The sequence below is a fragment of the Serratia sp. CY43202 genome (assembly GCF_052168755.1).
GTDB classification, from domain to species: Bacteria; Pseudomonadota; Gammaproteobacteria; order Enterobacterales; family Enterobacteriaceae; genus Serratia; species Serratia bockelmannii.
The window spans coordinates 57,134-83,446 of record NZ_JBJNMB010000004.1; the positions used below are offsets into that span (position 1 = coordinate 57,134).

The following is a 26,313-nucleotide window of genomic DNA, read 5'->3' on the forward strand; positions in this document are numbered from 1 at the left end:
TTACTCCATCATCTTTTCAATCGGCAGCACCAGAATCGAGCTGGCGCCGAGCGCTTTCAGTTTTTCCATGGTTTCCCAGAACAGGGTTTCGCTGCTGACCATGTGCATCGCCACGCGATTCTGCGCGCCGGCCAGCGGCAGAATGGTCGGGCGTTCGGCGCCCGGCAGCAGCGCGACGATCTCGTCCAGCTTCTCGCTCGGCGCGTGCAGCATGATGTATTTGGATTCGCGCGCCTGGATCACGCCCTGAATGCGGGTCATCAGGCGGTCAATCAGCTGCTGTTTGGCTTCAGGCATTTCGCCGTCGCGTTGGATCAGGCAAGCTTTGGAGCGGTAGATCACTTCCACTTCGCGCAGGCCGTTGGCCTCCAGCGTGGCGCCGGTAGAGACCAGATCGCAGATGGCGTCGGCCAGGCCGGCGCGCGGCGCGACTTCCACCGAGCCGTTCAGCAGGCAAGATTTGAAGCGCACGCCTTGTTTGTCGAGGTATTGCTTCAGCAGGTGCGGATAAGAGGTGGCGATGCGGGCGTCCTGCAGGCTTTGCGGGCCGGCGTATTCGGCGTCGAGTGGGGTGGCCAGCGACAGGCGGCAGCCGCCGAAATCGAGGCGGCGCAGGGTGAAGTAACGCGGGTCTTCACCCTGGGCGCGGCGGCTGAGCAGCTCTTCTTCCAGCACGTTCTCGCCGATGATGCCGAGATCGACCACGCCGTCCATCACCAGGCCCGGGATGTCGTCGTCGCGCACGCGCAGGATATCGATCGGCATGTTTTCGGCGAAGGCGATCAGACGCTGCTGCTGCAGGTTGATCTTGATGCCGCAGCGTGCCAGCAGTTCCTGGGATTCATCGCTCAGGCGGCCCGACTTCTGCATTGCGATCCGTAAACGTGTCTTGTCCAGCATGGTAACCTCTGTTTAATCTGTAATTTTATGAATTTATTGTAAAAAATATTCTTTTCTGTCTGTCCGGAGCCAAAAAAAAACCCTCGGAAGAAATCTTCCGAGGGCTCTCTCTTGCGTTCTGCGCGCCACTGGAAGATTAACAAACCGTCTTCCAGCACACATCGCCTGAAAGACTAGTCAGGGTGATGGTGATGATGGTGGTTGAACTGAACGCGTGTCATGGTGTTTTTCTCTAATCAAAAGCCGGTAAAAACCGTATGCCAATTAAGCTAAACTATCCGCTGTCCACCGTGCAACCCTTTTTTAACGTCATAAATTTAATTTATTGAAACAGGTTGAGTTATTAGCCACACACGGCTTTACCTAACCTTAAGCCGGGCAGATTGTATCGCCGTGTACAGTGGCGTAGCCTTAGGGGCAGGGCGCTGCGATCTTCAGGAGAGGAAGAGGATGAAAAAGGTAGCCATTATTGGTTTAGGTTGGCTGGGCATGCCGTTGGCGTTATCGCTGATGGGACGCGGGTATGATGTGGTCGGCAGCAAAACCACGCCGGACGGCGTCGAGGCCGCGCGCATGAGCGGCATTGAATGCTATCAACTGGAGCTGACGCCGGAGCTGGTGTGCGATCCGGACGATCTGGAATCGCTGCTGCGTGTGGATGCGCTGGTGGTGACGCTGCCCGCTCGCCGTACCGTCGAAGGCAGCGAGAACTATTTCAATGCGGTGCGCATGCTGGTGGACAGCGCGATGGCCTTTGGCGTGCCGCGGGTGATCTTTACCAGTTCCACCTCGGTGTACGGCGAAACTGCCGGCACGCTGCGCGAAGAGTCGCCGCTGCGGCCGGTCTCGCCGTCGGGCCGGGTGTTGGCCGAGCTGGAGCGCTGGCTGCATGAATTGCCGAACACCTCGGTGGACATTCTGCGGCTGGCGGGGCTGGTGGGCGCCGATCGTCACCCCGGCCGCTTCCTGGCGGGCAAACTCGACGTGAAGGGCGGGTCGCAGGGGGTGAATCTGGTGCACCAGGACGACGTCATCGCCGCCATCCAACTGCTGCTGAAGCTGCCGAAGGGCGGTCACGTGTACAACCTGTGCGCGCCGTATCATCCGGCCAAACGCGAATTTTATCCTGCGCTGGCCGAACAGCTGCACCTGGCGCCGCCGCAGTTCGCCGACGAAGCGGATCAGGATGAGCGGCTGGTGGACGGCAACCGCATCTGCAACGAGCTGGGTTTTGAGTACCAGTATCCCGATCCGGCGCGTATGCCGGTCAGTTAAGGCGGCATACGTTGTTTAAAGCGGGAAAAGGTGGCTCGTCACAAAGTCGACGAACAGCCTGATTTTGACTGACAGGTGGCGGCCCGACGGCCAGAGGACATGAAAAACCATGTTCTCGCGGTCGTAGTCATCCAAAACCGTCACCAGGCTGCCCTGTTCCAGCTGTCTGCGCACGGCGATCTCCGGCAAATAAGCGATGCCCAGCCCTTGTTCGGCGAAGCATACCTGCGGATCGAGGGTATTTGTCACCATGCTGGCCGGCCGTTCGGGGATTATCTCCGTCTTGTCTCCCAGCGGCCAAACATCCAGTTTGCCGGTGCTGGGAAAGCGATAATGCAAACGGGCATGGCTTGTCAGATCCTCGGGCTTGCGCGGCATACCCACTTTGCTGAAATAACCCGGTGCGCCAACGAAAACCTTGCGGCAGGTACCCAGCCGGCGGGCAACCAGCCGTGAGTCACTCGGGGTTCCGCTGCGGATAACGGCATCGAAACCTTCCTCAATCACGTCAACCAGCCGATCCGAATAATCAATATCCAGCTCGATCTCAGGATAGCGGCGCTTGAAGTCCCCCAGTTTTGGCATGAAAAGCGTGCCCAGCGACGGGAGACTGATGCGCAGCTTGCCCTGAGGTGTTCCCCGCGTTTGCAACAGTTCGGCTTCCGCCTCTTTCACCTCACTCAAAATGCGTCGGCACCTTTCCAGAAACAAGGCCCCTTCCGGTGTCAGGTTGACCGTGCGGGTAGAGCGGTGAAACAGGCGCACGCTGAGCCGTTCCTCCAGCCGGGCGATGGTCTTGCTGACCGCTGAGGCGGAGATCCCCAGCTGTTGCCCGGCCGCCGTGAAACTTCGGCTTTCACTGACCCGCACGAAAACGTCGAGAGAACCCAGACTTTCCATAGGCTTCCATTCTATTGATGAACTTTATGTCATGAGTGTTGTTCACTTTAGCCTGTTTTTCTTTTATCAGCGAGTGGGCAGCATGATGCAAACGTCATCCGCGATGGGCGGAAACATCTTTGAATGGGGAGTGATTAATGAATCAAACGACGATATCTGCGCCTGCCGAGGGCATCGATCGGTTGCCGCTGGGCGGCCTGCTGGCGTTGGCGATGGCCGCTTTTATCACGCTGCTGACCGAGATCATGCCGGCGGGCGTGCTGTCTTCGATCGCGGGCGATTTGAACGTATCTGAAAGCCTGGCGGGGCAGTTCATCACCGCCTATGCGGTGGGCGCGTTGGCCGCCGCTATTCCGCTGACCGCATTGACGCAAGGCATGCGGCGCCGCCCCTTGCTGTTGAGCGCGATCGGCGGTTTTGCCATCGTTAACCTCGTCACGGCGCTGTCGAACGATTATCACGTCTCATTGGCGACGCGTTTCTTCGCCGGCGTTTTCGGCGGCATCGTTTGGTCTTTGCTGGCTGGTTATGCGGTGCGTATGTCACCGGCCCACCTTGGCGGCCGCGCTATTGCGATCTCCGGCGCCGGCGCCACTTTGGCGTTGGTGCTTGGCGTACCGCTCGGCACGTTGCTTGGCCGAGCCATCGGCTGGCAGGGCGCCTTTGGTCTGATGACGTTGATGGCGCTGGTGCTCGTGGTGTGGATCATCGCCATCGTGCCGGATTTCCCCGGCCAGGCTAAGGCGCATCGGCCGTCTCTGAGCGGCGTATTCTTGCAACGGGGGATCCGCGCCGTGCTGTTTGTGGTGTTCACCTTCATCGTTGCCCATAACATTCTGTATATCTACCTGGAGCCTTTCCTCAAGCCATCGGGGTTGTCCGAGCGGGTCGATATCGTTCTGTTTATCTTCGGGCTGGGCGCGATTGCCGGATTGGGCGTCGCCGGGATGCTGGTCGATCGGCGAGTCCAATCTCTTACGGTGATGAGTATCGTCATCTTTGCTCTCGCTGCCGTGCTGCTGGGGAGTGGGGGACGGATGATCCCGATGGTCTATCTCTCCGTCGCATTGTGGGGCGTGGCTTTCGGCGGTTTCGCCACCCTCACGCAGACGGCATTGTCACGCCTTTCCGGCCGCGCGGCCGACGTGGCGCAGTCCATGTATACGACGGGCTGGAATACCGCCGTGGCAGCCGGTGGCGCGGTCGGCGGCATGTTGCTCGACAAGGGCGGGGCGCCCTCTTTCGCCTGGGCCATCATCGGATTACTCGTCCTGTCTTTAACCGGCACGCTGTTTGCCATGAATCGGGCGCTGGCCTCTCAGCGATGAGGTGATGGGCGTGCGGCGCGCGCCAAATCCTCCAGCAGCGCGTTCAGCGCCTCGTCGGGCTGGACGGGGCGGCTGACCAGGCTGAGCGTGGCGCGGTATGAGAGCGCCGTACCGCCCAACTGCCGAAGCAGCCCCTGTTCCACCCAACGCGCCGCGTAGTGGGTGGGCAAATAGCCGAGACAGGTGCCGCTCAGCACCAGATGGGCGACGCTTTCCATATGGTGGGCCACCGCGGCCAGATGCGGCGGCGCGATCGGGCACAGCTGCTGTGCCAGCAGGTAGCCGCGCTTGACCCAGCGCGCGTTTTCAATCTGCTCGCGCCCCGGTTCTTCTACCGCGAACAGCGGGTGATCCCTACTGCAGTAGATCGCCTGCGTCTCCTCCAGCCACGGCTGATAACGCAACGCCTCCAGCTGCTGGCCGAAGTAGCCGATGCCCAGATCGAGCTGCCGGTGCAGCAACCCTTGTTCAATCTCGTTCGGCGAACAGATGCGGCACTGCAATTGCACGTCCTGATGTCGGCGTTGGAAGTGTTGGATGGCCTGACTGAACGGATTGCCCGGCAGCGAAACCAGATTATCCACCAGACCGATCTGCAGATCGCCGGTCAGCAGGCCGTTCAGCGACTGGCTGACCCGGGTGAAGTCGCGGGCGGCGTTGAACAGCGAGCGGCAGGCGATCAGCATGCGTTCGCCCTTGGGCGTCAGCCGGAAGCCGGAGCGGCCGCGTTGACACAGGCGAAAACCCAGCCGGGTTTCCAGCGAGGCCAGGTGGGTGCTGATGGTGGATTGGTTCATCAACAGCGCTTCCTGTGCGGCGCTGACGCCCTGGGCTTCCGCCACCGCGACGAACACCCGCAGCAGTTTCAGATCGATATCGCTTAGGTTGGTGAGCATCGCCCCCTCCGCAGAACGTCGGCCGGTTAACCCATTTTTAACATCAAAGAAATAGGGGCGGCGCTGAAGATATGGTCTTCCTTATGGCATGAATTTGAAATAAAAATCAATACTTCAATAGGTTAGTTGCATCGCGTTTTCCGATGTTTACATGCAAAAGCGGGAATGGTAGCCGAGGCGGCCAACGGGGTAGTCTGCGAATGTTGCTCAAATGTTTCAATTCATCGCAGATCAAGACAAGGAAACGCCATGCTGAACCAACCCCAAAGCGGCAACGACATGCCGCGCTTTGCCGGTATTCCCACCATGATGCGCCTGCCCGCCGCCGAACAGGCGCACGGTCTGGACGCCGCCTTTGTCGGCATTCCGCTGGATATCGGCACCTCCAACCGCAGCGGCACCCGCTATGGCCCGCGCCAGATCCGCCAGGAATCGGTGATGATCCGCCCCTACAACATGGGCACCGGTTCCGCCCCGTTCGAACGGCTGCAGGTGGCCGATCTGGGGGATGTCGCCATCAACCCTTACAGCCTGGCGGACAGCGTGCAGCGCATCGAGGCGGCTTATCACGAGATCCTGGCACACGGCTGCATGCCGTTGACGCTCGGCGGCGATCACACCCTGACGCTGCCGGTGCTGCGCGCCGTCGCCCGCCGACATGGCCCGGTCGGGCTGATCCACGTCGATGCGCATTCCGATACCAATGAGGAGATGTTCGGCGAACAGCTGGCGCACGGCACTACCTTCCGCCGCGCGTTTGAGGAGGGGCTGCTGGCGCCCGAAAAGGTGGTGCAGATTGGCCTGCGCGGCAGCGGCTATGCGGCGGATGACTTCGATTGGTCACGGCGCCAGGGCTTCCGCGTGGTGCCGGCCGAGGCCTGCTGGCACCGGTCGCTGACGCCGCTGATGGCGGAGATCCGCGAGCAGATGGGCGATGCGCCGGTTTACCTCAGCTTCGATATTGACGGGTTGGATCCGGCCTTTGCGCCGGGTACCGGCACGCCGGAGGTCGGCGGGCTGTCGGTTTGGCAGGGGCTGGAGATCGTACGCGGTTGCCGCGGGCTGAACCTGGTGGGCGGCGATGTGGTGGAAGTGTCGCCGCCTTACGATCGCTCCGGCAACACGGCGCTGCTGGCCGCCAACCTGCTGTTTGAAATGTTGTGCGTGCTGCCGGCCCGCTGAGGCCGGCGTACTGACCCTACCGGCGGAGCGGTTGCGTCGGGCCCCCTGATAACAATAACAACGGAGTGGAGGTACCCATGAATCTCGATCTGCTGGTTGTGGTGATTTACTTTCTGGTGATAGGCGCGGTGGGATGGATGGGCATTCACCGCGCCAATTCCAAAGAGGCGTATCTGGTGGCCGGGCGCAACCTGGGGCCGGGGCTGTATCTGGGCACGCTGTCGGCGGTGGTGCTCGGCGGTGCGTCGACCATCGGCAGCGTCAAGCTCGGCTACACCTACGGCATCTCCGGCGTCTGGCTGTGCGGCGCGCTCGGGCTGGGCATCGTGGTGTTGAGCCTGGCGCTGGCCAAGCCGCTGCTCAAACTGAAGCTGTATACCGTCAGCCAGGTGCTGTCGCGGCGTTATCACCCGGCCGCGCGGGTCACCAGCGGCGCGATCATGCTGGCGTATGACCTGATGGTGGCGGTGACCTCGATCATCGCCATCGGCAGCGTGATGCAGGTGATGTTCGGCCTGTCGTTCAGCGCGTCTATCCTGCTTGGCGGCGGGCTGGTGGTGCTGTATTCAACGCTGGGGGGCATGTGGTCGCTGACGCTGACCGACATCATTCAGTTCATCATCATGACCGTCGGCATGATGCTGGTGCTGATGCCGATGAGCATCGTCAAGGCTGGAGGCTGGGAGGCGTTCACCAGCCTGCTGCCCGCCGGTTACTACCAGCTGTCGTCGATCGGGCTGGACACCATTCTGGTGTTCTTCCTGATCTACTTCTTCGGCATTCTGATCGGCCAGGACATCTGGCAGCGGGTGTTCACCGCCCGCAGCGCCAACGTGGCGCGCTTCGCCGGGCTGGGCGCGGGCGTCTATTGCGTGCTGTACGGTGTGACCGGCGCGCTGATCGGCATGGCCGGCAAGATCGTGCTGCCGTCGCTCAGCAACACCGACGGCGCCTTCGCCGCTATCGCGCAGGCGGTGTTGCCGGTCGGCGTCAGCGGGCTGGTGGCCGCCGCGGCGTTGGCGGCGCTGATGTCTACCGCCAGCGCCTGCCTGCTGGCGTCTTCCACCATCGCGCTGGAGGACGTATTGCCGGCCATCCGCCGCAAACCTTCCGGCGGGCTGGCCGCCGGGCGCTTCACCACGCTTTTCATGGGCGTGGTCATGCTGGGGCTGGCGTTTGTGGTGCGCGACGTGCTGGCGGCGCTGACGCTGGCTTACAACCTGTTGGTGGGGGGCATGTTGATCCCGTTGGTGGGGGCGATCTTCTGGCCGCGCGCCACCAGCGCCGGCGCGATTGCCAGCATGCTGACCGGCAGCCTGTGTGTGGTGGGGCTGATGATCTGGCACGGCATCGATGCCAACAGCCCGATCTACGGCGGTCTGCTGGGCGGCGGCGTCGCCTTCGTGTTGGGCAGCCTGTTGAGCCGCCCGGCAGCGCAGCTGCAGCCGCAAACCGAGCGTTGAAACGACGAGGTGGGACATGAACAATCGCAATGTGGCGTCACGCCCAAAAATTGAAGTGCGCTCGATAGACTATGTGCCCCGTCACGAGCGGCATGGCAAGGTTTGGCATCAGGCGCCGTTTTGGTTCACCGGCAATTTCGTTTTGACGACGATGGTGGTCGGTTTCACCGGCCCGGCGTTGGGGTTGGGCGCGCTTTATTCGATGCTGGCCATTGCCGTCGGCGTAGGGTTCGGCACGTTCTTCATGGCGTGTCATGCTAATCAGGGGCCGCGCATGGGGCTGCCGCAGATGATCCAGTCGCGGGCCCAATTCGGCCTGCGTGGCGCCATCGTTCCCTTTACCGCCGTGGTGTTTGTTTACATCGGTTTCAACGTGTTCAACGTTATTCTCGCGACCGATGCGATCAACACGGTGTTGCCGGGCCACCGTCTGCCCTGGTATGCGTTGCTGATTGCGGTGGCCGTGCTGTTGGCGATCGTCGGCCACGACATGCTGCATGCGGTGCAGCGCTGGCTGACCTATGTGATGATGGCGGTGTTCGGCGTGCTGACGGTCGGCGCCGTGTTGTCGTTGCGGATGGATGCTGCCGCCGGCGCCGGACATTTCTCGTGGGCGGCCTTTTTGATTCAGCTGTCGGCCGCCGCCGGCTACCAGATCAGCTACGCTGTGTACGTTTCCGACTACTCGCGCTATCTGCCGCAGGAAACGCCGTCTGCCAACGTGATCTTTTGGACTTACCTGGGGGCGGCAGGATCGGCGCTTTGGCTGATGTCGCTGGGCGCGTTTCTGGCTTCAGCCATACCGGCCCCCGATGCGATCGGCAGCGTACAGGCGGTGGGTAATGCCGTTTATCCGGGGTTTGGCACGCTGGCCGTGCTGATCGCCGTACCCTCGCTGGTCGGCATCATGGCGGTCAACTGTTATGGCGTATGGCGCAATGCTGACCAGCCTCAGCGCGATTGACGCGTTTTGCAAAGTGACGCCGACGTTGAGATTACGCATGATCGGCATTGGCGTCGTCGCCCTGACGGTGTTTGCGGTGGCGATGGCCATCCCGGCGAGCTACCTCGCCAGCTTCAATACCTTCGTGCTGCTGATGCTGTATTTCCTGGTGCCCTGGACGGCGGTGAACCTGATGGACTTTTACGTGGTGCGCGGCGGGCATTACGCGATAGGTGAAATCTTCAACCCGTCGGGGATCTACGGCCGCTGGGGCGGCTCCGGTCTGACGGCTTACGCGGTCGGTCTGCTGGCGATGGTGCCGTTCATGACGTTAGGCTTTTACACCGGCCCCTTTGCTGTTTTACTGGGCGGTGCGGATATCGCTTTTCTGGTCGGCCTGCTGGTGGCCGGGAGCGTTTATATCGTAATGTGCCGAAAGCTCGATCTCGAAGCCGAACGGCGGGTGGCGTTGCGCTGCGAGGGTTTATTGGAAGGAGAACGGGAGTGAAGGAAAAAATCAGCGTCGCATGCTGCCAGTTAGCGTTGCGGGTAGGGGAAGCGGAGCACAATCGGGCGCTGTCCGCCCAGGCTATCCGCCGGGCGGCGCAGCGCGGCGCCAACGTCATCGTGTTGCCGGAGTTGGTGAACAGCGGCTACGTGCTGCGTGACAAGGCAGAGGCGCGGGCGTTGGCCGAGGCCGAAGACGGGCCTAGCCTCAGCCTGTGGCGGGGCCTGGCGCGCGAGTTGGATGTGGCGATCGTCGCCGGTTTTTGCGAACGCCTGCCTGATGGCGAGGTGGCCAACAGCGCGGCATTGATCGATGCGCAGGGGGTGAGGGCGATTTATCGCAAAGCGCACCTGTGGCATGAAGAGAGCACCATTTTTACCGCCGGCGATCGACCGCCGCCGGTCGTCGAGACCCGCTTCGGCCGGTTGGCGGTGATGATCTGTTACGATCTCGAATTCCCTGAGTGGGTGCGGCTGCCGGCGCTGGCCGGTGCTCAACTGCTGTGCGCGCCGGTCAACTGGCCGCTGGCGCCGCGCCCGCAGGGCGAACGGCCGGCGGAGATGGTGAAGGCGCAGGCCAACGCCGCCGTCAATCGGCTGTTCATCGCGGTGTGCGATCGCTGCGAAACGGAGCGCGGCGTTGCGTGGATCGGCGGATCGGTGATCGTCGACGCCGATGGTTATCCGTTGACGCAGAGCCTGGAGGGCGAAGGCATGGTGCTGGCATCGATGGATATCGGCGTAGCCGATGACAAGCACATTGGCCGCCACAATCACGTGCATCGCGATCGGCGGCCGATGCTGTATTAAAGCGGCGGGGCGGTCGGTGGACCCGGCTGCCCCGCAGAGCGTCTTTGCCGGCGGGAAAAGCCGCCGTTTGGGCGCTACAGCCAGCCCGATTTCTTCAGCTTCTGATACAGGAAAATGCAGCCGACGGCGGTCACTCCCAGCGTGGCGTGATAGGCCCACGGGAATTTCAGTTCCGGCATGTCGGCGAAGTTCATGCCATACAGGCTGAAGACCACCGTCGGGATGGCCAAAATCGCCCCCCAGCCCGCCAGCCGTTTCACCACTTCGTTCTGTTTGACCGTCACCAGCGCCAGGTTGACGTGCATGGCGTTGGTCAGCATTTCGCGCATGTCGTCGATGTTGCTGACCACCTGATGCGCGTGATCCTGCACGTCGCGCACGTAGGCGCGCAGCTCCTTCGGGATCACCTCTTCGTGCAGGCGGATCAGCTGATTGCAGATTTCATCCATCGGCAGCGCGGCGTTGCGCAGCGCCAACAGGTGGCGGCGCAGGGTATAGACGTTCTCGATCGCCGCCTGATCGAACTCCGACTGGAACATGTTGGCTTCGATGTTCTCGATGGTGCTCTCGAAGCGCGTCACCACGCTGCGGTAGTTATCCACCACGAAGTCCAACACCGAATAGAGGGCAAAGCCCGGCCCGTGGCACATCTGCTTGTGGTTCTCTTCCGCCTTGGCGCGGATCGGCGCGTAGCTGGGCGAGGCGCCGTGGCGCACCGTCACCAGAAAGTTTTTGCCGACGAAGAAGTGGGTTTCGCCGTATTCGATTTCGTCGTGTTCGCCCCACTGCGCGGTTTTCACCACGATGAACAGCGAGTCGCCGTAGGTTTCCAGCTTCGGCCGCTGATGCGCGCACAGCGCGTCTTCGATCGCCAGATCGTGCAGGCCAAACTCCTCCTGCACCTTGCGCATAAACGCCGGCTCCGGCTGCCGCAGCCCCAGCCAGACGAAGGTGTCCGGCTGTTTGACCACCTCGCTGATATCGTCGATGGTCACTTCGCCCAGCCGTTGGCCGGCTTTGTACGCCACACAGTTCACCACCATGCTTTTGCTGTCCATCCGTCCATCCATTAATCAGTCAGGGTTTTGGTGAGAAAATAGCACTCATGTTCCACCGGATACGCTTTCAGCGTCATTTGCAGCCGGTAGCCGAGCTTTTCGTAGAACGGCCGCGCCTGAAAGCTGAAGGTGTCGAGGCGGGCGTAGCGGCAGCCGCGCGCCTGCGCCTCGCGTTCGGCGGCGCGCATCAACCGGCCACCGAGGCCGCTGCCGCGCTGGGTATCCGCCACCCACAGCCACTCGACGCTCAGCCAGTTGCCCCAGGTTTCGGCGGTCAGGCCGCCGATCACCGTACCGGCTTCGTCGCGCGCATAGACGCTGAGCGGCTTGCGGTGGCTGGCGTCGATATGCGGCAGGTTGTAAGCGCGCAGCCCTTGCCTGATCGCATCGAGGGTTTGTTCGTCAATCGCGTCGGTAACGGTAATGTCCATTTTTCCTCCTGGGTGATGCGTTAACTTAAGCACACTACGGCCAAAAGGCAACCTATTGAAATGTAATGCAAACGACCACATCCGCTGAGTGGGCTACACTAAACGGGTCATTTCACCCCAGGAGGACACCATGCCCCGATTGACTCTGCTGGCCGGTTTGCTGCTGTGCAGCGGCCTGCTGCACGCCGCGCCGACGGTCAGCCAACTGCAGGACGGCCTGGAACACCCCTGGTCGCTGGCCTTCTTGCCGGCGGATCAAGGCCTGCTTATCACCGAACGGCCCGGCCGGCTGCGGCTATGGCAGCCGGGCAAAGGCCTGTCGGCACCGATCGCCGGCGTGCCGCAGGTCTACGCCGAGGGGCAGGGCGGCCTGCTGGAGGTGTTGCCGGCCCCCGACTTCGCCGCCAGCCGCCGGGTATACCTCAGCTTCGCCGAACCGGGCGAGGGCGGCAAAGCCGGCACGGCGGTCGGCTATGGCCGCCTGAGCGACGATGGCGCGCGGCTGGAGAACTTTAAGGTGATCTTCCGTCAGCAGCCCAAGCTGTCGGTCGGCAATCACTTCGGCGGCAAGCTGGCGTTCGACAGGCAAGGCTACCTGTTTATCGCGCTGGGTGAAAACAACCAGCGGCCGACGGCGCAGGAAACCGACAAACTGCAGGGCAAGCTGGTGCGGCTGACCGCCGAGGGCGCGATACCACCAGATAATCCCTGGGTCGGCCAGGCAGGTAAACGCCCGGAGGTCTGGTCTTACGGCCACCGCAATCCGCAAGGGCTGGCATTGAACCCGTGGAGCGGCGCGATCTGGGAACACGAACACGGCCCGCGCGGCGGCGATGAGCTCAACATCCCGCTGCCGGGTAAAAACTACGGCTGGCCGCTGGCCACCTACGGCATCAACTATTCCGGCCAGCCGATCCCGGAGGCGAAAGGAGAGCGGGTGCCCGGCACCGAACAACCGCAGCACTATTGGCGAGTCTCGCCCGGCCTCAGCGGCATGGCATTCTATGACGGGCAGCGCTTCCCTGCCTGGCGTCACTCGCTGTTCATCGGCGCGTTGGCGCAAAAGGAACTGATTCGCCTGACGCTGGAGGGTGACAAAGTGGTGGCGGAAGAGCGGCTGCTGGGCGATCGCGGCGAACGCATTCGCGAGGTGCGCAGCGGGCCGGATGGCTACCTGTATCTGTTGACGGACGAACGGGACGGCAAGCTGCTGAAGGTCGGGGCGTCGTAACGCCCCGCACGCATCAGGTGAGCTCGCTCATCACGCCGCGCTGATAGGCCGGGCGAGCGCGCAGTTGCTGATACCAGCGCTCCATGTTCGGCCGTGGGCGGCGGGCGATCGGCATCTCGAACCAGCCGTAGGCGAAGCTGCCGAGCGGGATATCGCCGAAGCCGAACGCGTCGCCGGAGAAGTAAGGCTGGTGCGCCAACGTCTGTTCAATGATATCGAAGTGTTTTTCCAGCGTGGCGATCGCCGCTTCGATTTTCGCCATGTCGCGCAGCTCCGGCGCGGTGCGGATCAGGCCCCAAAAGACGATGGTGAAGGCCGGAACGATGGTTGAGGTGGTCCAGTCCATCCATTTCTCGGCGGCGGCGCGCGCCTGCAGATCTTGCGGATAGAACGTCGCGTCGCCGAATTTCGCCGCCAGGTAGCGCACGATGGTGTTGGACTCCCACAGCACGAAGTCATCGTCCTGCAGCAGCGGCACCAGGCCGTTCGGGTTCAGCGCGCGGTAACTCTCTTCGTTGACCTTGCCGAACGCGCCGCCGGCGTTGATGTGGGTATAGCTCAGCCCCAGTTCGGCGGCGCACCACAGCACCTTCCTGACGTTGTTCGAATTCTCACGACCCCAAATGGTCAGCATGGGATAACTCCGTTAGCGGATTAAAGACCCTTAATACCTACGCCACAATGCGCTTTTTGTCACACCGCAGGGCATTTTTTGTCTGCCGATCAACGCTCCCAGCGGCACACTTCCCAGCCGTGCTCCGCCGCTAGCGCGCTCAACTCGCTGTCGGGGTTGATCACCGTGGCGCTGTCGACGAATTGCAGCATCGCCTTGTCGTTGAGGGAGTCACTGTAGCCGTGGCTGTGCTCGAACTTCAGGTGCGGATGCTGCGCAAGCCAGTGCTGCAGGCGGATCACCTTGCCCTGTTGGTAGGTCATGGTGCCGTAGGTGTGGCCGGTGAAGCGACCGTCGCTGATTTCCACGCCGATCGCCAGCGCATCGTCGGCGCCGAGCTGTTCGGCGATCGGCGCCACCAGGTGCTCGCCGGTGGCGGAGATCACCAGGATGCAGTCGCCGCGTTCGCGGTGCCACTGCAGGCGCTCACGGGCGGCGGGATAGACGCGCGGCAGGATATCGCGGCGAATGTAGCGTTGCACCCAGCCGGCCACGGTTTGCACGCTCAGGCCGGTCAGCGGCGCCAGCGTGGCCTGCATGTAGTCCTCCATCGACAGCTTGCCCTGATAATAGAGCTGCATCAGCTGCTGCTCCTGCAGTTCCAGCTCCGCCGGCGCGAAGCCCTGGCCGACCAGCCAGCGGATCCACAGGCTGGCGCTGTCATCGTCAATCAGGGTTTCATCCAGGTCGAATAAGGCTAAATCCATCAGTATTTCTCCGGCAGGCAGGGTATGAGGTCGTTTACAGGATAGCGGATAGCGCCCATCGCCAGCCAGCGGCGTCGGCGAAATTGCGCAGAGCATAAGAAACATTGATGACGGTTTTGCGACAGTTTGTTGAACGTTTGCATAACTTAGAACGCAACAATATTGGCCGCTCCGGCGAGCGCGGTGATAACTATGGGGCAAATGCAGCTACCCGCTGGGGAGTGACAATGTTGATTATTCGTCTGTATGGCAGCCCGATCGTGATCGGGGAAGAAGAGGAACCGCATGATGACGCATCTGACGACGCTGAAGACGCTGCCGCTGCTGGATCTTTCGCAGCTTGACGGTGATGCGCGCCAGCGGCGCGCCTTTCTCGACGATTTGCGCGCGGCGGCCCGCGATGTCGGTTTTTTCTATCTGCGTGGGCACGGCGTAGACGGCGCGTTGAATGCGCGACTGCAGCACGCCGCGCGGCAATTTTTCGCCCTGCCGGAAGCCGACAAGCTGGCGGTGCAGATGGTGCATTCGCCGCACTTTCGCGGTTACAACCGGGCGGCGGCGGAGCTCACGCGCGGGCAGCCTGACTGGCGCGAGCAGTTCGATATCGGCGCCGAACGCCCGGCGCTGACGTTGTCTGACGACACGCCACGCTGGGCGCGCCTGCAGGGGCCAAACCAGTGGCCGGCAGCGCTACCGACGCTGAAACCGCTGCTGCTGCAGTGGCAACAGGCGATGACCGCCATGTCGCTGCGGCTGCTGCGCGCTTTCGCTTTGGCGCTGTCGCTGCCGGAGCAGGCGTTCGATCGCTTGTACGGCGAGAAGCCCAACGAGCACATCAAACTGATCCGCTACCCGGGGCGGGACGCTACCGACAGTGCACAGGGCGTCGGTGCGCACAAGGACTCCGGTTTTCTCAGCTTCCTGCTGCAGGACGCGCAAAAAGGGCTGCAGGTGGAGGTAAGCGAAGGGCAATGGATAGACGCGCAGCCGCATGAAGACACCTTCGTGGTGAACATCGGCGAGCTGCTGGAGCTGGCGACCAACGGCTATCTGCGCGCCACGGTGCACCGGGTGGAAACGCCGCCGGCGGGGCGCGACAGGCTGTCGATCGCCTTCTTCCTCGGCGCGCGCTTGGACGCGGTGGTGCCGTTGTATCAACTGCCGCCGCCGCTGGCGGCGCAGGCGCGCGGCCCGGCCAGCGATCCGCTCAACCCGCTGCTGCGCGACGTGGGGTATAACTACCTGAAAGGCCGCATCCGTTCCCACCCCGATGTGGCACAGCGCTTTTATCGGGACGTCATCGGCGTCTGAACATCAGGCACAAAAAAGCCCGGCACGCCGGCCGGGCTGATGGCGATTGATTCGGCGATTATTCCGCCAGCGCCTGCTGCAGATCGGCGATCAGATCTTCCACATCCTCAATCCCCACCGACAGGCGCACCAGCTGCGGTGTGATGCCGGTTGCCAGGCGCTGTTCCAGCGGAATGGAGGCGTGCGTCATGCTGAACGGTTGGCTGATCAGGCTTTCCACGCCGCCCAGGCTTTCCGCCAGGGTGAACAGGTGCGAGCGCTGGATGACCCGGCGCGCATAGGCGTCGTCGCCTTTCAGCCGCACCGAGATCATGCCGCCGAAGCGCGTCATCTGGCGCGCCGCCAGTTCATGCTGCGGGTGGCTCGGCAGGCCAGGATAATAGACGTTTTCCACCTGCGGCTGGCTCTCCAGCCACTGGGCGATGCGCAGCGCGCTGTCGCTGTGGCGCTGCATGCGCAGGGCCAGGGTGCGAATGCCGCGCAGCGTCAGGAAGCTGCTGAACGGATCGAGAATGCCGCCGACCGCGTTTTGCAGGAAACCGAGCTGCTCCGCCAGCGCCGGGTTATCCCCCACCGCAGCGACGCCGGCCACCACGTCGGAGTGACCGTTGAGGTATTTGGTGGCGGAGTGCACCACCACGTCAAAGCCCAGATCCAGCGGACGCTGCAGATACGGCGAAGCGAAGGTATTGTCCGCCACGCTGATAAGCTGATGCTTTTTGGCGATCGCGGCGATGGCGCTCAGATCCGCCAGTTTCAGCAATGGGTTGGTCGGGGTTTCCACCCAGATCATTTTGGTATCCGGCTCGATCGCCTGTTCCAGCCCGGCGAGATCCGCCGGTGACACGTAGGTGACGCGCAGGCCGGCGGTGCGGCTGCGCACCTTTTCCAGCAGGCGATAGGTGCCGCCGTACAGGTCGTCTACCGCGATCAGGTGGCTGTCTTTATCGAGCAGCTCCAGCACCGTGGAGCAGGCCGCCAGACCAGAGGCGAAGGCGTAGCCGCGGCTGCCGCCTTCCAGTTCGGCGATGGCGCTTTCCAGCGCGGTGCGCGTCGGGTTGGCGCTGCGGGAGTATTCGTAGCCGGTATGCTCGCCCGGTGCCGATTGGGCGTAGGTGGAGGTGGCGTAAATCGCCGGCATCACTGCGCCGGTCGCGTCCGGGGTGTAACCGGCGTGAACGGTCAACGTATCAAACTTGGCCATAATGGGTCCTTATTAACGTAATTTTTGGCGCCAGGCGTTAAGTACGTCTGTGCGGGTAATCAGGCCGAGGAAGCGCTCGCCGTCGAGCACTACCGCGACGTGGCCATGGTTGAAGGTGGCCTGTAATTCGTCGTAGCCGGCTTCTTTTTGCAGCGTATGGACTTGCTTGGTCATCGCGCTGCCGGCCGGCAGGCTGAAGTGGGCGGCGTCGGCCTGGACGGCGTTCAGCAGATCCCACTCATCGATCAAACCGACCACCCGATCGCCTTCCAGCACCGGCAGCTGCGAGATGTCGTACAGCCGCATGCGGGCGTGCACGATCGCCAGCGTGTCGTCCGGCGCGGCAGAAACGGCCGCACCTTCGTCGTGGCGGTAGGCGATCAGATCGCGCAGATCGCCGTGCTGCGGCTTGCTCAGCAGGCCCTGTTCCAGCATCCAGTGGTCGTTATACATTTTAGACAGGTATTTGTTGCCGCTGTCGCAGACGAAGGTCACCACTCGCTTGGGTTCGGTCTGTGCGCGGCAGTAACGCAATGCGGCGGCCAGCAGGGTGCCGGTGGACGATCCCGCCAGCACGCCTTCCTTGCGCAGCAGATCGCGCGCGGTAGTGAAGGCCTCCGCGTCGCCGATGCGGTAAGCGTTGCGGACCTGGTCAAAGTCGCTGAGCGGCGGGACAAAGTCTTCGCCGATGCCCTCGACTAACCAACTGCCCGCTTCGCCGATGTGACCGTTGTCGAGATAGTCCGCCAGGATAGAGCCGGCAGGGTCGGCGAGTACAAATTCCGTCTGCGGCGAAACGTCGGCGAAATAGCGGCTCAGCCCGCCCAGCGTGCCGCCGGAGCCGACACCGACGACGATAGCGTCCACGTCATGCTCCATCTGCTGCCACAGTTCGGGCGCGGTAGTGGTCGTATGGGCCGCCGGATTGGCCGGGTTGTTGAACTGATCGATATAAAAGGCGCCGGGGATCTCTCCAGCGAGGCGTTTGGCGTAATCCTGATAGTAAGCCGGGTGCCCTTTGCCGACGTCCGAACGGGTCAGCAGCACTTCCACGCCCAGTGCGCGCAGGTGGAAGATCTTTTCGCGGCTCATCTTGTCCGGCACCACCAGCAGCAGCTTATAGCCTTTCAGCGCCGCTACCAGCGCCAACCCCAGGCCGGTATTGCCGGCGGTGGCTTCGATGATGGTGCCGCCCGGCTGCAGTTTGCCGTCGCGCTCGGCCTGTTCGATCATCGACAGCGCGACGCGGTCTTTGATCGAACCGCCGGGGTTTTGGTTCTCCAGCTTGACGAACAGCCGGCATGGGCCGGTATCGAACTGGGTCAGTTCCAGCATCGGGGTATTGCCAATCATCTCGATGACGGAATGGGGGATCGCCATGACTCATCTCCAGGATTATTCGGTATAAAAGTCGTTGTGCGGATGATAGCGCTGAGGATAAGCGCTTTAAAAAGAACAAATAACGGTTCTATATGCCATTATGGAATATATTAATCTTTTTTGGACGTATGGAAGCGCAGATGTTTAGCGGTGCAGATGCTTGGCCGTGTAGCCGTGGGTGGGTGCAAAAATGCGCGTCTCGATGCTTTTTTGAACGATAAGCGGGGGGCTGCGTACAGTTATGTAAAAATGCTGAAAATTCACGCTAAACCCTGCAAAAATAAGATAAATCACATAAACTCACAGCAAGGGCATTTTCGGTGCGTTGTGTTACCCGCTATGGGCGCCGCAGGGGGTTGCGGCCGGCATGCGCGCACCGGGCCACTCTCGCTGGTTGGCTTAAAACGTGAACATGTTTGAAAGTTAACGCTATTTCAATGGTTTGAATGGACACTCTGGCGACGTCATGATGAAAAAAAACTTATCCACTTCCCTGAAAAAACTGACCTTCAGCGTAGGCATCCTGTTGCTGGCTGCCCCGGCCGTGCACGCGGCTGAGCCGCCGGCGCCGCCGCAGGTAGACGCCAAGGCCTTCATTCTGATGGACTACAACAGCGGCAAGGTGCTGACCGAAGGCAATGCCGACACCCGTCTCGATCCCGCCAGCCTGACCAAGATCATGTCCAGCTACGTGATCGGCCAGGCGATCAAGGCCGGCAAGATCAAGCCGGAAGACATGGTCACCGTCGGCAAAGACGCCTGGGCGCCCGGTAACCCGGCGCTGCGCGGCTCTTCGCTGATGTTCATCAAGCCGGGCGATCAGGTGCCGGTGCTGGAACTGAATAAGGGCATCGTGATCCAGTCCGGCAACGACGCCAGCATCGCGCTGGCGGACTACGTGGCGGGCAGCCAGGATTCGTTCGTCGGCCTGATGAACAACTACGCCAAATCCCTGGGCCTGCAGAATACCCACTTCCTGACGGTGCACGGCCTGGATGCGGAAGGGCAGTACAGCACCGCGCGCGACATGGCGCTGTTGAGTCAGGCGCTGATCCGCGACGTGCCGGACGAATACGCGCTGCATAAAGAGAAAGAGTTCACCTTCAACAAGATCCGCCAGATTAACCGCAACCGTCTGCTGTGGAGCAGCAACCTGAACGTCGACGGTATCAAGACAGGTTACACCAGCGGCGCCGGCCACAACCTGGTGGCGTCCGCTACCGACGGACCGATGCGTCTGATCTCGGTGGTTTTAGGCGCGCCGAGCGATCGCGTGCGCTTTAGCGAAAGCGAAAAGCTGCTGACCTGGGGCTTCCGCTTCTATGAAACCGCGACGCCAATCAAGGCCGATAAACCGTTCGTCACCCAGAAAGTGTGGTTCGGCGACGTCAGCGAAGTGCCGCTTGGCGTGGCGAAAGACGCCTCGGTCACCATTCCGAAAGGGCAGATGAAAAATCTGAAGGCCAGCTACAAGCTGACCCAACCGACGCTGGAAGCGCCGCTGGCGAAAAACCAGGTGGTCGGCACCATCGATTTCCAGCTGGACGGCAAAACCATCGAACAGCACCCGCTGGTGGTGATGCAAGAGGTGAAAGAGGGCAACTTCTTCAGCCGCATCTGGGATATGGTGATGATGAAGCTGAGCCAGTGGTTCGGCGGGATCTTCGGCTGAATAGCCTGATGTAAGGAGCGCCCCGGGCGCACCATCCTCGACCAAGCCGCAACGGAGACGTTGCGGCTTTTTTTCGCGAGTTTCTGCGGCGCGGTGATTAAAAGTAGTCCACCAGCATGGTGGCGCCGCTGGTGAAATCGCCTTCCGCCAGGGTGACGGCGCTGTTTTTTACCGGCACCGCATCAAGCGTCGGCGGATTGGCGTAGTCGATGTCCAGCGGCGTATTGATGGCGAAGGCCTTACCGTTGGCCAACAGCTTGATGCCCAATCCATTGACGCTGCTGGTTAACACGCTGCCGTCGAAGGCCGCCGCGCCGCCCATGATCTTCATTTTCAGCTGGCGGCTGTTATCCAGAAACTCGCATTTGATGCTGTAATCGATGCGTTGCATATAGCGGTTGCCGTCGATGCGCTTGATGCCGACCTTGCCGAAGTCGATATCGATGGTGCGCCCGTCGTTGATCACGCAAGGCGGAGGCGCCACTACGGTGGCGGTGATGTTGACTTTGGTGCCCTGATCGGCGGCCTGAGCGGCCGAGCTAATCAATTCCAGCGCCAACAGCAGGGCGCAGCCCGTTTTTATCGTCATGTTCATTCTGGCTCCCGTCTCAAGGTGCGCTGAAGATCAGCGTGGCCGAGCCCGACAGCGGACCGGTGGCGATGCTGGTGTAAGGGACATTGTTCTTCACCGGCACAAAGGTCACGGTATCGTTACCCAGACCGTTGACGATGCGTGTTCTGAAGGCATTGTTGGGTTTCACCACCGCGCCGTTATACACCATCGCCACGCCGACGTTAGGATTGGTGGTCTTGATAAAATCGCTGGAGAAGCCGCTGGCGTCGCTGACCATGCGGATCAGAATATCCTGCGTCGCACTCTGATCGTCGCACTGGTAGCTGAGCGCTTTGTCCTGTTTGATCTGGGCATCGCTGGCGCTTTGAGTCAGAAAGTCCTGGCGGATCTGACCAAAATCGACATTAATCTGCTGGCCGTTGTTAATGGTGCAACTGGTGGTGACGAAGTAGGCGTCGTTGTCGGCGATCAGGCGCCAGCGATAAACGCCGCACTGCGGACAACCCGGCTGATCGTTGGTCTGAATAAAGTTGATTTGGCCGATGACGTCGCCCTTGTTCACCTTGATGTCCGGCGTTGGGAAACGGTTCAACACGATATAGACCCGGATGGCGACAGACTGGGTCTGCAAGCCGGTGAGGCTGAGTACGCTGATGCCGGCAGGCACCGGGGAGTTATAGTCGCTGCCGTTGATGGTGGTACCGCTGCCGATGGCGCCAAAAATCGCACTGTTCATCGACAGCGCCGGACTGTCGGTTTTGAGATAGTCATACCAGCTCGCGACGTCGTTTTTACAGGTGACCTGGCTGACGTTGACGATTTCGTTTTTGCCATAAGAAAGCTGCGGCCCGATGCGAACCCGGACGTCAACCGGCGTGGTCGAGCCCCCGGGTGGAATCAGTCCGCCATCGGACGTGCGGCAGGTAAATGCGTTGGCGTTGCCAAGCAGCAGGAAGAAAGAGAGTGCCAGGCAGCAACGTAAAAATAGCAGGGCTGTTTTTCTCACGATAATATCCCGATATATATAAATGGTGTGCGGCGTTACTCCGCAATGAAATATTGCCAATCAGGCCGGCTGGCCCTATTTATTCCGTTAAAGGAGAGTGAGATGCATCTTTGTTGGGTATGCCGTTGTTATCACCACCGTCCAGCAACGCGGTGGGATACCACCTCAACGAGTTGTTGATGGAGCCGTCCGTCACAATCACTTCTTGTCGGGCGACAAGATCCAATAACAGCCGTCGAGCCCGGTAAACACCGACGTTGACGGCATTGGCCAGTTGCCGCGTCGAGAGCCACTGCTGCTGTGGCGGCGGCCCGGCGACGGGACATTGACGGGGCGATTGCGCGAATAATGTTTGCAGCAGATCGTGCTGCAATTGCCGTATTTCCTTTTGTTTCGGAGATAACGCTTCCATAGCACTTCCTCTGTATTCCGATTGCCGTATTCCTAAGAAAAAACAAACATTCGCCGCCTACCAACAACGAGGTAAAACGCGAACAAAGAAAATTCCTATCTATTTATCAGGATTGAAAAAAAGGCGTTGCCCGCCCCGTTTTTACCTATGTTCAGGCAGGGGGGGCGTCACGCAGAAACCTAAAATTTTGGTTTATTATATTCACAAAGCGCCACTTTGCGATCTGATTACTTGTGAATCTCGCAAAAACAGGATATTGCTCTATAAAAGTATTTTTTACGATCTATGAGCCTAAAAATAACAGTAAATTAACTTCAATTAGGAAATAAATTGCGAATGTTCGCCTTGATCAAAAAAAGCCTTTTTTTGCTGAGAGGCATTTGCCAGAATATTCATCGCCGAACAAGAAGGGCGGATTAGAAAGTATTGGCCCCTGCTTGTTGTGATTTCGTTTATTTTTATAGGGCGAATTCATTAATGGGCGGGCCGCTGCAGACTTGCCGTTATCGACTTTTTTATTGTCGGTGCCTTTGGGGTTTGGCAGTTAACCAACTAGCAAGATGCTAAAGAATTAGGGCTGCGCACATATAAGCGCGAGCAGGTTTCCTGTGGCTCTTTTTCTTGATTGTAATATGCATTTTTTCTTATAAGGAATATAGGTTCTATGAAACTTAACAAAATCATGATGGCTGCAGTGATTGCATTTGGCGCAAGTTCTTTTGCACAGGCAGCCGATCAGGGACACGGTAAGGTCACCTTCACGGGCTCTATTATTGATGCGCCATGCTCTATTGCGCCTGAGTCGATCGATCAGACCGTAGATCTGGGCCAGGTGTCCAACGTGGCGTTGAAAAACGGCGGCAAATCCAACCCGCGTCCGTTTGAAATCAAGCTGGAGCAGTGCGACATCACCACCCTGAAAACCGTTAAAACCACCTTTAGCGGCGTAGCATCGTCTACCGATAAGGATCTGCTGGGCATCGCGGGCACCGCCAGCGGCGCCGGCGTAGCTATCTCTTACAACGGCCAGCCGATCAAACTGGGTGAAGCGACTACCGCGCAGACTCTGAACACCGGCAACAACACCCTGCATTTCGCCGCCTACCTGCAGGGCGAAGGCGCTTCCGCCGCCATCGTTCCGGGCGACTTCACCGCCGTAGCCGATTTCACCCTGGCTTATCAGTAAGTGAGTCCGAAGGCTTAATCAACCAGGCATGGGGCTCGCCACATGCCTGGTGAATCTCCCTGTCAAAGGAATGTCGCGATGTTTTTACCAAGGAATCGAGCGGGTGCCGTTCTTTTGGCGTCGTTGGCGTTTGCGCCCGGCTATGCAACTTCCGCCGCGCAAGGGTGGGGCAAAGTCAACATGCACGGCGCCATTATCGACACCGCCTGCGCCATTGCCGCCGGCAGCCGCGATCAGACGATCGATATGGACACTCTTCCTCTCGGGCAGATCATTCGTGACGGCCAGGGGATGACCAAACCTTTCAGTATTGAATTGGTCAACTGCATTTTGGAACGGCCGGAAAACAAACCTGATTGGAAATTCTTTCAGGTCACGTTTGATGGTTATGCGGAAGGCGCTCTGTTTGGCGTACAGGGCGAGGCGCGCGGCGTCGCATTGAAGATAAAAGACAGCAGCGGCACGCCGGTTATTCCAGGGAAACCCTTACCGATGGAAGGAATAATACCGGGAAATAGAGTGCTGAATTATTCCATGACGTTGATGCCGAATCATCAGCCGTTGAAGGCGGGAGCGTATTTTTCCACAGTGCGTTTTAAGCTGGATTATTTTTGATTTTTTCTCGTACTGACGGTTAATTCGTTATTGAAAGGACTTTTATTATGCTTTCACCGGCAGGGAAGTTATTTCGTCTTCAAGCTTTGGGGCTCTGTGTTGCCCTTTCTCTGGGAAATCCGATCGCGTTGGTCTATGCCGCCGACGTTATTCAATTCAATACTGACGTATTAGACATCAACGATCGTAAAAATATCGATCTGAGCCAATTTACGCGCAGCGGCTACATCATGCCGGGCGTTTATACCATGGTGGTGCACGTCAATAAGAACGACCTGCCGGAACAGCCGGTGACGTTTTTGGCACCTGAGAACGATCCTAAAGGCAGCGAAGCCTGTCTTTCGCCGGAATTGGTCAACCAACTGGGGCTGAAAGAAAAACTGTTAAGCACGCTGAACTGGACGCACGGCGGCCGTTGCCTTGACGCCTCGAGTCTGGCGGGGATGGAAGCCCGCGGCGATCTTGCCAGCTCCTCGTTGTATCTCAACATTCCTCAGGCCTATCTGGAATACAGCTCGGAAAACTGGGACCCGCCTTCGCGCTGGGATGACGGTATTCCTGGGCTGCTGTTTGACTATAACGTTAACGCCCAAACGCAAAAACACCAGAAAGGCGGCAGCAGTTACAGCCTGAGCGGCAACGGCACCGGCGGCGCCAACCTGGGCGCCTGGCGTTTGCGCGCCGACTGGCAGGCCAACCTCAACCATCAGACCGGTTCTTCTCAGCCTACCGATAAACAGTTCGACTGGAGCCGCTATTACGCCTACCGGGCGATCCCGGCGCTGCGTTCGCGGTTGACGATGGGTGAGGATTACCTGAACTCCGACATTTTCGACAGTCTGCGCTTTACCGGTGTCAGTCTGCGATCCGACGACAGCATGTTGCCGCCCAACCTGCGCGGCTATGCGCCGGAAGTGACCGGCGTGGCGAAAACCAACGCTAAGGTGGTGGTCAGCCAGCAGGGGCGCGTGCTGTATGAAACGCAGGTGGCGGCGGGGCCGTTCCGCATTCAGGACATCAATGACGCCGTTTCCGGCGAGCTGGACGTGCGCGTCGAAGAGCAGGACGGCAGCGTGCAGGAGTTCAAGATGAACACCGCCAACATTCCTTATCTGACGCGCCCGGGTACGGTGCGTTACAAGCTGGCGACGGGCAAACCGTCGGAGTGGGGGCACCATCTGCGCGGGCCGATGTTTGGCACCGGCGAGTTCTCCTGGGGGATCAGCAACGGCTGGTCGTTGTACGGTGGGGGCATCGCCGGCGGCGATTATAACGCGCTGTCGCTGGGGATCGGGCGCGATCTGATGGCGCTGGGGGCGCTGTCGTTCGATGCCACGCAGTCGCGTGCGCGTTTGCCGCAGGATGGCACGCTGACCGGCGGTTCGTACCGGCTGAGCTATTCGAAGAACTTCGATGAATACGACAGCCAGGTCACCTTTGCCGGTTACCGCTTCTCCCAGGAAGATTTCATGAGCATGGGGGATTACCTCGATGCGCGTTACGAAGGGGGACGCAGCGGCAAGAGCAAGGAGATGTACACCATCACCTTCAACAAACAGTTCCGCGATCTGGGGCTCAGCACCTATCTCAACTACAGCCACCAAACCTACTGGGATCGGGCGCCGAACGATCGTTACAACCTGATGGTATCGCGCTACTTCGATATCGGCGATTTCAAGAACGTCAGCGTTTCGCTGTCGGCCTATCGCAACCGTTACAACGAGCGCAACGACGACGGGATGTACCTGTCGCTGTCGCTGCCCTGGGGCAGCGCCGGGACGCTCAGTTACAACATGACGCTCGATCGCGAAGAGAACGCCCATCGGGTCGGGTACTACAACCGGGTTGATGAACACAACAACTATCAGATCAGCGCAGGCGCCGCGCGCAGTGGGGCGACGGCCAGCGGGTATTACAGCCATCAGGGCGATATGGCGCAGATCAATGCCAACGCCAGCTACCAGGCCGGCCGGTACAGCGCCGTCGGCATCGGCGCGCAGGGCGGCCTGACGATGGCGGCGGAAGGAGCGGTGCTGCACCGCGTCAATACGCCGGGCGGCACGCGCTTGCTGCTCGATACCGAAGGCGTCGCCGGTGTACCGGTACGAGGCTATGGCAGTACGGTGCTGACCAACCGTTACGGCAAGGCGGTGGTGGCGGATGTGAACAGCTACTACCGCAATAAGGCCAGCATCGATCTCAACAGCCTAAGCGACAACGTCGAGGCGACGCGTTCGGTGGTGCAGGCCACGTTGACCGAGGGGGCTATCGGCTACCGCAAGTTTGAAGTGATTGCCGGCGAGAAGGCGATGGCGATCGTCAAGCTGGCGGACGGCAGCGAGCCGCCGTTCGGCGCCACGGTGCTGAATGCCCGTAAGCAGGAGACCGGCATCATCAATGACGGCGGCAGCGTTTACCTGTCCGGCCTCAACCCCGGCGAGCGCATGAGCGTGCACTGGAACGGCGCGGCGCAGTGTGAAATCCAGCTGCCGGCGCCGCTGCCGGCCGAAATGTTGATGAATACGCTGCTGCTGCCTTGCCGTCCTCTCACCGGTAACAAGCCGGCGGAGAACGCCAACTGACATACACCCGGCGGAGTGCGCTCCGCCGCTAAACCGCCGGGGCGGGCTCGCCCGCTTCCGGCCGACT

27 protein-coding genes and 1 other annotated feature are annotated in these 26,313 nt (G+C 60.5%); of the genes, 14 read left to right on the plus strand and 13 right to left on the minus strand.

Annotated elements, in window-relative coordinates:
* Positions 1-900 (minus strand): ATP phosphoribosyltransferase, encoded by a 900-nt coding sequence (gene hisG, locus ACJ8J5_RS09455; RefSeq protein WP_015377256.1) that lies wholly within the window; start codon positions 898-900, stop codon positions 1-3.
* A 71-nt stretch (positions 901-971) separates the two neighbouring features.
* Positions 972-1,098, minus strand: a sequence feature (His leader region).
* Positions 1,074-1,121, minus strand: coding sequence for a his operon leader peptide (hisL, locus tag ACJ8J5_RS09460; protein ID WP_100396937.1), 48 nt, complete (start codon positions 1,119-1,121; stop codon positions 1,074-1,076). It overlaps the preceding feature by 25 nt.
* Positions 1,122-1,350: 229 nt before the next feature.
* Here hisL and ACJ8J5_RS09465 point away from each other — a divergent pair, with 229 nt between their 5' ends.
* The gene (locus ACJ8J5_RS09465) at positions 1,351-2,175 is read left to right on the plus strand and encodes an SDR family oxidoreductase (RefSeq protein ID WP_414104567.1); all 825 of its coding nucleotides are present in this window, start codon (positions 1,351-1,353) and stop codon (positions 2,173-2,175) included.
* Positions 2,176-2,190: 15 nt separating this feature from the next.
* On the opposite strand, the gene ACJ8J5_RS09470 is transcribed toward ACJ8J5_RS09465, so the two are convergent.
* Positions 2,191-3,075 carry a LysR family transcriptional regulator gene (locus ACJ8J5_RS09470; protein WP_060432756.1) on the minus strand — a complete coding sequence of 295 codons (885 nt, stop codon included), beginning with the start codon at positions 3,073-3,075 and terminating at the stop codon, positions 2,191-2,193.
* 137 nt (positions 3,076-3,212) lie between these two features.
* On the opposite strand from ACJ8J5_RS09470, the gene ACJ8J5_RS09475 reads away from it, so the two are divergent.
* A complete protein-coding gene (locus ACJ8J5_RS09475) occupies positions 3,213-4,403 on the plus strand; it encodes an MFS transporter (protein ID WP_197770198.1) in 1,191 nt (396 codons plus the stop codon).
* Here ACJ8J5_RS09475 and ACJ8J5_RS09480 read toward each other — a convergent pair.
* Positions 4,394-5,299: a LysR family transcriptional regulator gene (locus ACJ8J5_RS09480; RefSeq protein WP_025302195.1), complete on the minus strand. Its 906-nt coding sequence runs from the start codon at positions 5,297-5,299 to the stop codon at positions 4,394-4,396. The genes ACJ8J5_RS09475 and ACJ8J5_RS09480 overlap by 10 nt on opposite strands.
* A gap of 249 nt (positions 5,300-5,548) precedes the next feature.
* On the opposite strand from ACJ8J5_RS09480, the gene speB reads away from it, so the two are divergent.
* From speB to ACJ8J5_RS09505, 5 genes are all read left to right on the plus strand, one after another.
* The gene (speB, locus tag ACJ8J5_RS09485; RefSeq protein WP_043137848.1) at positions 5,549-6,481 is read left to right on the plus strand and encodes an agmatinase; all 933 of its coding nucleotides are present in this window, start codon (positions 5,549-5,551) and stop codon (positions 6,479-6,481) included.
* A 77-nt stretch (positions 6,482-6,558) separates the two neighbouring features.
* The gene (locus ACJ8J5_RS09490; RefSeq protein WP_049205893.1) at positions 6,559-7,944 is read left to right on the plus strand and encodes a sodium:solute symporter; all 1,386 of its coding nucleotides are present in this window, start codon (positions 6,559-6,561) and stop codon (positions 7,942-7,944) included.
* A 16-nt stretch (positions 7,945-7,960) separates the two neighbouring features.
* The gene (locus ACJ8J5_RS09495) at positions 7,961-8,908 is read left to right on the plus strand and encodes a purine-cytosine permease family protein (RefSeq protein WP_414104568.1); all 948 of its coding nucleotides are present in this window, start codon (positions 7,961-7,963) and stop codon (positions 8,906-8,908) included.
* Positions 8,883-9,395 carry a cytosine permease gene (locus ACJ8J5_RS09500; protein WP_414104569.1) on the plus strand — a complete coding sequence of 171 codons (513 nt, stop codon included), beginning with the start codon at positions 8,883-8,885 and terminating at the stop codon, positions 9,393-9,395. The genes ACJ8J5_RS09495 and ACJ8J5_RS09500 overlap by 26 nt, the downstream gene beginning before the upstream one ends.
* Positions 9,392-10,204 (plus strand): nitrilase-related carbon-nitrogen hydrolase, encoded by an 813-nt coding sequence (locus tag ACJ8J5_RS09505; RefSeq protein WP_414104570.1) that lies wholly within the window; start codon positions 9,392-9,394, stop codon positions 10,202-10,204. The genes ACJ8J5_RS09500 and ACJ8J5_RS09505 overlap by 4 nt, the downstream gene beginning before the upstream one ends.
* 74 nt (positions 10,205-10,278) lie before the next feature.
* Here the strand turns inward: ACJ8J5_RS09505 and ACJ8J5_RS09510 are convergent, their stop codons facing one another.
* Together ACJ8J5_RS09510 and ACJ8J5_RS09515 are read right to left on the minus strand one after the other, a co-directional pair.
* Positions 10,279-11,262 (minus strand): magnesium and cobalt transport protein CorA, encoded by a 984-nt coding sequence (locus ACJ8J5_RS09510; RefSeq protein WP_043137840.1) that lies wholly within the window; start codon positions 11,260-11,262, stop codon positions 10,279-10,281.
* Between the two features lie 11 nt (positions 11,263-11,273).
* On the minus strand, positions 11,274-11,693 hold the full coding sequence (locus ACJ8J5_RS09515) for a GNAT family N-acetyltransferase (RefSeq protein ID WP_414104571.1): 420 nt from the start codon (positions 11,691-11,693) through the stop codon (positions 11,274-11,276).
* A gap of 130 nt (positions 11,694-11,823) precedes the next feature.
* On the opposite strand from ACJ8J5_RS09515, the gene ACJ8J5_RS09520 reads away from it, so the two are divergent.
* Positions 11,824-12,924: a PQQ-dependent sugar dehydrogenase gene (locus ACJ8J5_RS09520; RefSeq protein ID WP_342093627.1), complete on the plus strand. Its 1,101-nt coding sequence runs from the start codon at positions 11,824-11,826 to the stop codon at positions 12,922-12,924.
* A gap of 13 nt (positions 12,925-12,937) precedes the next feature.
* Here ACJ8J5_RS09520 and ACJ8J5_RS09525 read toward each other — a convergent pair whose 3' ends face one another.
* Entirely contained in the window at positions 12,938-13,558 is a 621-nt protein-coding gene (locus ACJ8J5_RS09525; protein WP_197781465.1) for a glutathione S-transferase family protein, read from the minus strand.
* Positions 13,559-13,647: 89 nt separating this feature from the next.
* Complete coding sequence (locus ACJ8J5_RS09530; RefSeq protein WP_025302204.1) at positions 13,648-14,304, minus strand: HAD family hydrolase; 657 nt, start codon at positions 14,302-14,304, stop codon at positions 13,648-13,650.
* 107 nt (positions 14,305-14,411) lie between these two features.
* Between ACJ8J5_RS09530 and ACJ8J5_RS09535 the strand changes: the two genes are divergently transcribed.
* Both ACJ8J5_RS09535 and ACJ8J5_RS09540 read left to right on the plus strand, forming a co-directional pair.
* Positions 14,412-14,648 carry a hypothetical protein gene (locus tag ACJ8J5_RS09535; protein ID WP_072008235.1) on the plus strand — a complete coding sequence of 79 codons (237 nt, stop codon included), beginning with the start codon at positions 14,412-14,414 and terminating at the stop codon, positions 14,646-14,648.
* Positions 14,593-15,615, plus strand: coding sequence for an isopenicillin N synthase family dioxygenase (locus tag ACJ8J5_RS09540; RefSeq protein WP_414104644.1), 1,023 nt, complete (start codon positions 14,593-14,595; stop codon positions 15,613-15,615). Before ACJ8J5_RS09535 ends, ACJ8J5_RS09540 begins: the two co-directional genes overlap by 56 nt.
* Before the next feature lie 58 nt (positions 15,616-15,673).
* On the opposite strand, the gene ACJ8J5_RS09545 is transcribed toward ACJ8J5_RS09540, so the two are convergent.
* Positions 15,674-16,819, minus strand: coding sequence for a trans-sulfuration enzyme family protein (locus ACJ8J5_RS09545; protein ID WP_414104572.1), 1,146 nt, complete (start codon positions 16,817-16,819; stop codon positions 15,674-15,676).
* A gap of 12 nt (positions 16,820-16,831) precedes the next feature.
* The gene (locus ACJ8J5_RS09550; RefSeq protein ID WP_197811210.1) at positions 16,832-18,199 is read right to left on the minus strand and encodes a pyridoxal-phosphate dependent enzyme; all 1,368 of its coding nucleotides are present in this window, start codon (positions 18,197-18,199) and stop codon (positions 16,832-16,834) included.
* 466 nt (positions 18,200-18,665) lie between these two features.
* Between ACJ8J5_RS09550 and ACJ8J5_RS09555 the strand changes: the two genes are divergently transcribed.
* A complete protein-coding gene (locus ACJ8J5_RS09555; protein ID WP_033633487.1) occupies positions 18,666-19,871 on the plus strand; it encodes a serine hydrolase in 1,206 nt (401 codons plus the stop codon).
* 97 nt (positions 19,872-19,968) lie between these two features.
* Here the strand turns inward: ACJ8J5_RS09555 and ACJ8J5_RS09560 are convergent, their stop codons facing one another.
* From ACJ8J5_RS09560 to ACJ8J5_RS09570, 3 genes are all read right to left on the minus strand, one after another.
* Positions 19,969-20,460 (minus strand): fimbrial protein, encoded by a 492-nt coding sequence (locus tag ACJ8J5_RS09560; protein WP_225735588.1) that lies wholly within the window; start codon positions 20,458-20,460, stop codon positions 19,969-19,971.
* Positions 20,461-20,479: 19 nt separating this feature from the next.
* A complete protein-coding gene (locus ACJ8J5_RS09565) occupies positions 20,480-21,298 on the minus strand; it encodes a fimbrial protein (protein WP_038630232.1) in 819 nt (272 codons plus the stop codon).
* Positions 21,299-21,530: 232 nt separating this feature from the next.
* Positions 21,531-21,863 carry a hypothetical protein gene (locus tag ACJ8J5_RS09570; protein WP_025302211.1) on the minus strand — a complete coding sequence of 111 codons (333 nt, stop codon included), beginning with the start codon at positions 21,861-21,863 and terminating at the stop codon, positions 21,531-21,533.
* A 664-nt stretch (positions 21,864-22,527) separates the two neighbouring features.
* Between ACJ8J5_RS09570 and ACJ8J5_RS09575 the strand changes: the two genes are divergently transcribed.
* From ACJ8J5_RS09575 to ACJ8J5_RS09585, 3 genes are all read left to right on the plus strand, one after another.
* Positions 22,528-23,049: a fimbrial protein gene (locus tag ACJ8J5_RS09575; RefSeq protein ID WP_025302212.1), complete on the plus strand. Its 522-nt coding sequence runs from the start codon at positions 22,528-22,530 to the stop codon at positions 23,047-23,049.
* Positions 23,050-23,127: 78 nt separating this feature from the next.
* Positions 23,128-23,664: a fimbrial protein gene (locus ACJ8J5_RS09580; protein ID WP_197836378.1), complete on the plus strand. Its 537-nt coding sequence runs from the start codon at positions 23,128-23,130 to the stop codon at positions 23,662-23,664.
* A gap of 47 nt (positions 23,665-23,711) precedes the next feature.
* A complete protein-coding gene (locus ACJ8J5_RS09585) occupies positions 23,712-26,246 on the plus strand; it encodes an outer membrane usher protein (protein ID WP_075201352.1) in 2,535 nt (844 codons plus the stop codon).
* The last annotated feature ends 67 nt before the right edge of the window (positions 26,247-26,313 follow it).